Origin of the sequence: Cohnella lubricantis, from assembly GCF_014212015.1 — a bacterium.
Taxonomy (GTDB): domain Bacteria; phylum Bacillota; class Bacilli; order Paenibacillales; family Paenibacillaceae; genus Cohnella; species Cohnella lubricantis.
In genome coordinates this window covers 1-6,187 of record NZ_JACJVN010000110.1, presented here as the reverse complement: position 1 = coordinate 6,187, position 6,187 = coordinate 1, and the positions used below count along the sequence as shown (strand labels likewise).

Below are 6,187 nucleotides of genomic sequence, written 5' to 3'. Positions count from 1 at the left end.
GAATCTTGTTCAGCAAGCCCCAATTAGCCAGCGGTTGTAATAGTCGTCCGGCGAGGAGAAGAAGTCCCAGAATGCCGTCGGACAGATGATGACGGACGGGCTCCCGTCGACGATCACCGCAATGCGGCCCCCCAGCAGCTTCGAGGCGGCGGCGTCCGGCCTCTCGGTCGTCATGAACTGCGGGAACACCGAATTGGGATTCTCATCGATCAACTGCACGAACATATTGCCTTCGACGATGCCGTCAATCTCGACGCTGCGAATTCGTTGGACCAGCAGATCGACGTTGTCTTGGTTGGATATTCCTTCCATATATAGAATGAATACGTCCGTCCGGGTAATCTCACCTACGGACAGCTTTAATGTCTTCAGATGAGAGCTCTTGATCCGTTTGCGAAGAACGCTGATATTCTCGGTCGGATTCTCGACGAATCCGTCATGCGGGCCGGCGATAACCGATTCCGTCTCGGTTTGTTCGACTTGGCGGCCTACCATGCGGGCCAGGGGAACGAGCCAAGCTTGATCCCCCAGGAAGATAGCCCCGTTGCTGTCAAGAATGCCATCGATGCATTCATAGGCATTCTCCGCCGGCTTATAGGGATGGCAAGCCAGAATCGCCGCTGCCTCTTCATCGTTTGCTCCTGTGAAGGGCTGAATGATATCCCGCATCAGCTCGTCGCTGTCGATTAAGTAAGACAAATAAACGACGTTCAAGCTGTTGCCAGGGAACGTTCGATGCGTGAAGTCCGTGCAATTCTTAAACTGTTCTAGCGTATAGGCTAGCGTAGGCTTGGGATTGTGATCTGCAGGCTCGAGAGGAACGCTCATGTGACGCGGCAATCCCCTTTCAGTATAACGATGATAATAGGGACAGCCTTCCCATAACGATTAGCAAGCATACTCCGCGGCAGGCAGGGACAACCTTAATGATGGATGGCATTATTCGTGCAAAAGCCTCGAGCGGACGATTCGTTCGCTCGAGGCTGGATGGGCATGCATACGGCCGAGATTGCTGCTCAATGGGTCGTGCCGGCTCCGCTCGGACGAGCGTTCGTCGTTGGCGCGTAATAGTGAGGTGCGATCTTGTCCGTCCGGCCGTTCGTCGTTCCCGTTCCGGCGTTCTCCGGGAAGATCCGCTCCACCAATGCGTTAAATTGCGTGATCATCGCTTGGATCGGATGACCGGCGGCGACGTCGGCCGAGAAGTTCTGCATTCGGCCGTAGAAGTCGGCGTTAGCCGACACATAAACATTGTCGATAGCCGGATTCATTCCCTTCACGATATCCGCTACCTTGCTCTTGAGATCGTCGGCAATGTCATCTGTAGCTGTCGTTCCGTTGCCGAAGTTCCCGTTCGCGTTGCCGTTGCTAATTCCATTCCCGTTCACATCGTTGTCTCCTGCTGCGGATAACCCGCGCACGCCGTCTTTGCTCCGCGTATGCATGCCGGTCTGCGGAATGGAACTGATCTGATCCTTATGGTAATAATGCAAGCCATCCGCACTGTAATGAGACCGGAATACATTCGGGTTCGTGGAACCGTCATCGCGGGGAGTTGCTCCGGTGCTATACGGCGTCACGCTGCCGTTCGCTCCATTGCCAGCGTTATTGGAGCCATTGCCATTACGGTCTTCGACGACGGCTACATACGCATTGTTGTTCGTCAAAGCCACATAAGCGGACTTAATCTCCGGCAGAGAGCTTAGTCTGTCCGCAATGTCCTGGCTGAGCTCCAAGTTAGCATTCTGATGAAGCCCTGCGATATTGTTATTCATCTGCTGTCTGCCGTTAATCCGATTCGTCTCATTCAGGCCGTCCTGGGCGAACCGGGTGTTCTGCGCCCGATAACTGTTGGGGCGGATGTTCTTGTTGCCGAGATCCCCCTGATTAGCCATACAGCCTGTCAACGCCAGCGCAGTCGACAAGACGATGGAAGAAGCGGCCGCACCTTTTCGCATCGTAACCCTCCTTGGCTTTCATCTTGGCGTTGCCCGCCACGGTTAAGATGCCCTGCGAAGTAGTGAATATGCCGAACAGCCGCTTGGTTGACAGTAGTACATTTTGCATCTATGATGAGGACATCACACAAATTAGTATCTGATACTAATATCTGACTATAAAGGAGCGGCTCCTTATGCAAACCATATTAAGATCTTCGGCAAGAATTACCGCAATCGGCAGTTATGTGCCGGAACGCATCATGACGAACGACGAGCTGTCAACGATGGTCGAGACGAATGACGAATGGATCGTCCGGAGAACCGGCATGAAGGAACGCCGAATCGCGGGGGAAGAGGAATTCGCTTCTCACCTTGCAATTCGCGCAGCCGAGCGGATGCTCGCCCGTTACGGGAAGGAGGCGCGCGACATTGACGCCGTCATCGTCGCGACGACGACACCGGATACGCCGTTCCCTTCCGTCGCCTCCCGCGTTCAGGATGCGCTGGGCATCGAGTCTTGCTTGGCTTTCGACATGAACGCGGCGTGCGCCGGGTTCGTCGCCGCTCTTCAGACGGCGAACGGCTTGCTGCTGTCGGGGGCACACCGCAAAGTGCTCGTGATCGGAACGGAGACGCTGTCCAAGATTACCGATTACGCCGACCGCTCTACCTGCATCCTGCTCGGCGACGGAGCCGGCGCCGTACTGCTTGAGACGGCTGATGAGGGCTCGTTCATCGCTTCCGACGCGAGAACGGACGGCTCCGGCGGCGGCTTGATCTATGCGGCCGGCTTGTCCTCTTGGTGGCGCGGCCAGCCGCTCGCGGGCGAAGGCAAGATGGTTCAGAACGGCCGCGAGGTGTACAAATGGGCGGTTACGCAAATTCCGCAGGGCGTGCGGCGAATGCTTGACCAGGCCGGCCTAGGCGTCAGCGGTCTCGATTGGTTCGTGCCGCACAGCGCGAACCTTCGCATGATCGAGGCGATGTGCGAACGGTTGGAATTGCCGCCTGAGCGAGCGCTGCACAGCGTCTCCTTGTGCGGCAACACGTCGGCGGCGTCCATCCCGCTCGCCCTTGATCTGGCCGTTCAGGATGGCCGGCTCGAGCCTGGGCAGCTCGTCGCTCTATACGGCTTCGGCTCCGGATTGACGCAAGCCGGGCTGCTGATAAGGTGGACGCTCGAGAAGAGCGAAGCCAAGGGCGATACGCAGGGCGAATAAGACCATATCGTTAACCCGCCTTGTGGTCCAACCTTCGAATCAAAAAACAGGCCGATGACGAGGTTCAACTGTCGTGACGGCACTTATCCTGTCCACGTACACTGGTATCATTCAGGATCAGGAGGCCTGCTCATGACATCGACATCGACAGCTGCCAAACCGTTGGTTACGATTGTCATTCCTTTCTACAATGATAGATATATCGATCAAGCCGTCGCGAGCGCGTTATCGCAGACCTATGCTCCGATTGAAGTCATCGTCGTGGACGACGGCTCTACACTGCATCAAGAGAAGCTGCAGCCTTACATGGGGCGGATTCATTATTTAGGCAAATCGAACGGCGGTACGGCCAGCGCACTGAACTACGGAATCCGCCTGGCTTCGGGGAAATACGTCGCTTGGCTCAGCTCCGACGATGTGTTCTATGCGCACAAGATCGCCCGGCAGGTTGAATACATGGAGCGGCATCAAGCGCTGATCAGCTGCACCGACTTCAATATCATCGGCCCCAACAGCGAGCAGTTGATGCATTCGGTGGCCGTCAAATTCGGCTCCGCGAAGGAATTTATTCGAGCCATGCTCTCCTTCTGCCCGGTTAACGGCTGCACGGTGATGATGCACCGAAGCTTGCCGAATCGGGTCGGCTGGTTCAACGAGACGCTTGCCAGTACGCAGGACTACGAATTCTGGCTGCGCGTGCTGCTGGCTCGAGTCGACTTTCACTACATCAATGAGCAGCTTACCGCCTACCGCTGGCACGAAGGCATGGGAACGCAGCGGCACAAGGCCGCGGCCAGCAGGGAATTCGCCAGAGTCCGCGATTATTATGCGCCTCGGATATCCGCGTTGCTGCAGACTTTGTGAACGGGTGACGAAGGCGTATGCGAAGCAGCAATTTCATCATGCGCAATATAACAATGATTTCCACATGCTAACGGGATTTGGGTTATAATATCTCAAATATCAATACTGGCGTGAAGCACATGCCGCTTGGATTCGATGCTCCTGAAGCGTCGATATCGAGGCGGCTTTCTTGTGTTCTGGCAATCGCATTAATCTCATAAGTCGAGGAGTTGAATCCTAGACGACGGGAAGCCGTTAGAAGCAACTTGTTTGTTCTGATTGGCGGAGGTGCGAAGTGTGAAGTGCGAGATGTGAGGAGCGAGATGCGAGGTGCTAACCAAACAAAATCAAACGGCATCGCTGCCGCTTGATTTCACTTGGCCGTTAGGACGTAATCACGAGGCAATCCAGATGTGCGACATGCTATTCGTTCAGCGGCGCCGCACGGCAGAGGGCAGCGGCTCGATCGCCTCCAGCAGCCGGGCGAGACGAGGCCGGCTGCCCTCCGACACCTGGCGGAACTCATCGTCAATATCCTTCTTGTGGCGGAACGTACCCATCGCCGAATGGCGCCGGTACATCGTCAGCGGTTCGTCCAGATACGGAATCGGGAATCCCGCGAGCAGCGCGCGAACCCAGAGATCGTAGTCGTGGGTGAATCGCAGCTTCTCATCGAAGCCTCCCAGTCGATTGAACAATGCTTTGCGCATCATGACCGTGCAGCCGTTAATGACGTTCCCCGTCAGGAACGTCTGGTAGAAAAGATAGGGTTCCGCGAACGGAAGCCGGATCGGCGGACCCTCTGCTTCTCCCCGCTCGTTCATGCACCGGAAAGCCGTATGGCTGATCCAAGCCTTCTTCTCTTCCATAAACCGTACTTGCCTCTCCAGCTTCTCTCGCTCGAACCGATCGTCTGAGCTGAGCCAGGCGATATACTCGCCAGACGCGGCCCGGAATCCGGCATTCAGCGCGCTGGCCGTCCCTCCGTTCGCCTTGTTCAGCACAATCGCCCGATCTGTGTAGGGGAGCAGCCGTTCCGTCTCGCGCGTCGAGCCGTCGTTCACGACGATGAGCTCCACATTGCCGTACGACTGCGCGAGCACGCTCTCGATGGCTTCTCCCACATAAGGGTCGTTGTAAAAAGGCATGACCACGCTCACCAGCGGCGAGGAAGGCTGCTTCAGCATCCGGCGTTCCCTCCTTCGGGCGTCAGGCTGATCCGCTCCCGCTCCGCCCGGAGCGCGTCTGCGATCGACTGGGGGAACGGAATGGACGGCCTCCACCCTAGCGTTCGGATGGGCGAACAGTCCCGCGGAGCCGGCGAAGGCGCCAGCGCGGCGCCTTCGCTGATCTCCCACTGCAGCTCAGCCGTCGAGAGCTGCTCGAAGGCAGCCTTCACTTCCCGAAGCGAGCGCATCTTGCCTGACTCGATCGCGTAACAAGCGCCTGGCGTGCCATGCAGCAACAGCAGCTCGTAAGCCGCGGCGGCGTCTCTGACGTCGAGGTAGTCTCTTCGCTCCGTGAGCGAAGACAGGCGGAACGGATCAGGGCGGCTCCGGCATGCAGAACTGCCAGAGACCGCAAGAATTCCCCGTTCCGCCTGCTCCTCGGATGCGCCGGCCATGGCGCGTTCCGCTGCTTCCGTCTCCGTCGCCCAGCGGGCGATTCGCCCGCACAGGCCGGCGCTTCCGCCGGGGCCGATCAGGTTGGAGGGCTCCGCCACGACGACCGGCAGGCCGTACCAGCGATGCCAGGCGATCGAGGCGGAAGCTTGAACCGACTTGCTGTAAGCATAAGGATGGGAGGGGGACTCGACCGGCTCGCGGAGCATCGAGCCGACGATCAGCGCGCGCGCGCCGCCTCCGCCCGCGCGCATGGCCTCCAGCAGATAAGCGGTGGACATCGCATTGGCTGCCAGCGTCAGGTCAGGCTCGCGCCACGAACGGTCCACCGCGTTCTGCCCGGCCAAGTGCAGCAAGGCGTCGGGCGAAGTCTCCCGCCACAACGAGCGAACCGTCTCCCGGTCCGTCAGGTCGCAGCTAACGGACCGTATCGCGGCCGGCCGCCCCGGGAACGGCGCCGCCGGCCCGCAACCGCCCCCGGGCCCGGATGCGTCCGCGCCGCTCGCGTCAGCCGCAGGCTCCGCCTCGGCCGCGACGCCATAGGCCGGGGCCGGCCCCAGCT

General features: G+C 58.6%; 6 protein-coding genes. 2 read left to right on the top strand and 4 right to left on the bottom strand.

Annotated elements, in window-relative coordinates:
- Positions 1 to 9 precede the first annotated feature (9 nt).
- Together H4Q31_RS21135 and H4Q31_RS21130 are read right to left on the bottom strand one after the other, a co-directional pair.
- Entirely contained in the window at positions 10 to 828 is an 819-nt protein-coding gene (locus H4Q31_RS21135; protein WP_185181049.1) for a spore germination protein, read from the bottom strand.
- A gap of 188 nt (positions 829 to 1,016) precedes the next feature.
- A complete protein-coding gene (locus H4Q31_RS21130; protein WP_185181048.1) occupies positions 1,017 to 1,958 on the bottom strand; it encodes a YhcN/YlaJ family sporulation lipoprotein in 942 nt (313 codons plus the stop codon).
- A 185-nt stretch (positions 1,959 to 2,143) separates the two neighbouring features.
- Here H4Q31_RS21130 and H4Q31_RS21125 point away from each other — a divergent pair, with 185 nt between their 5' ends.
- Together H4Q31_RS21125 and H4Q31_RS21120 are read left to right on the top strand one after the other, a co-directional pair.
- Complete coding sequence (locus H4Q31_RS21125) at positions 2,144 to 3,160, top strand: ketoacyl-ACP synthase III (protein WP_185181050.1); 1,017 nt, start codon at positions 2,144 to 2,146, stop codon at positions 3,158 to 3,160.
- Positions 3,161 to 3,292: 132 nt separating this feature from the next.
- Entirely contained in the window at positions 3,293 to 4,024 is a 732-nt protein-coding gene (locus H4Q31_RS21120) for a glycosyltransferase family 2 protein (RefSeq protein ID WP_185181047.1), read from the top strand.
- Positions 4,025 to 4,434: 410 nt separating this feature from the next.
- Here H4Q31_RS21120 and H4Q31_RS21115 read toward each other — a convergent pair whose 3' ends face one another.
- Together H4Q31_RS21115 and H4Q31_RS21110 are read right to left on the bottom strand one after the other, a co-directional pair.
- A complete protein-coding gene (locus tag H4Q31_RS21115; RefSeq protein WP_185181046.1) occupies positions 4,435 to 5,190 on the bottom strand; it encodes a glycosyltransferase family 2 protein in 756 nt (251 codons plus the stop codon).
- Positions 5,184 to 6,187: GDP-mannose 4,6-dehydratase (locus H4Q31_RS21110; protein WP_185181045.1), on the bottom strand; the 1,004-nt coding region annotated here is incomplete at its 5' end. The genes H4Q31_RS21115 and H4Q31_RS21110, both read right to left, overlap by 7 nt.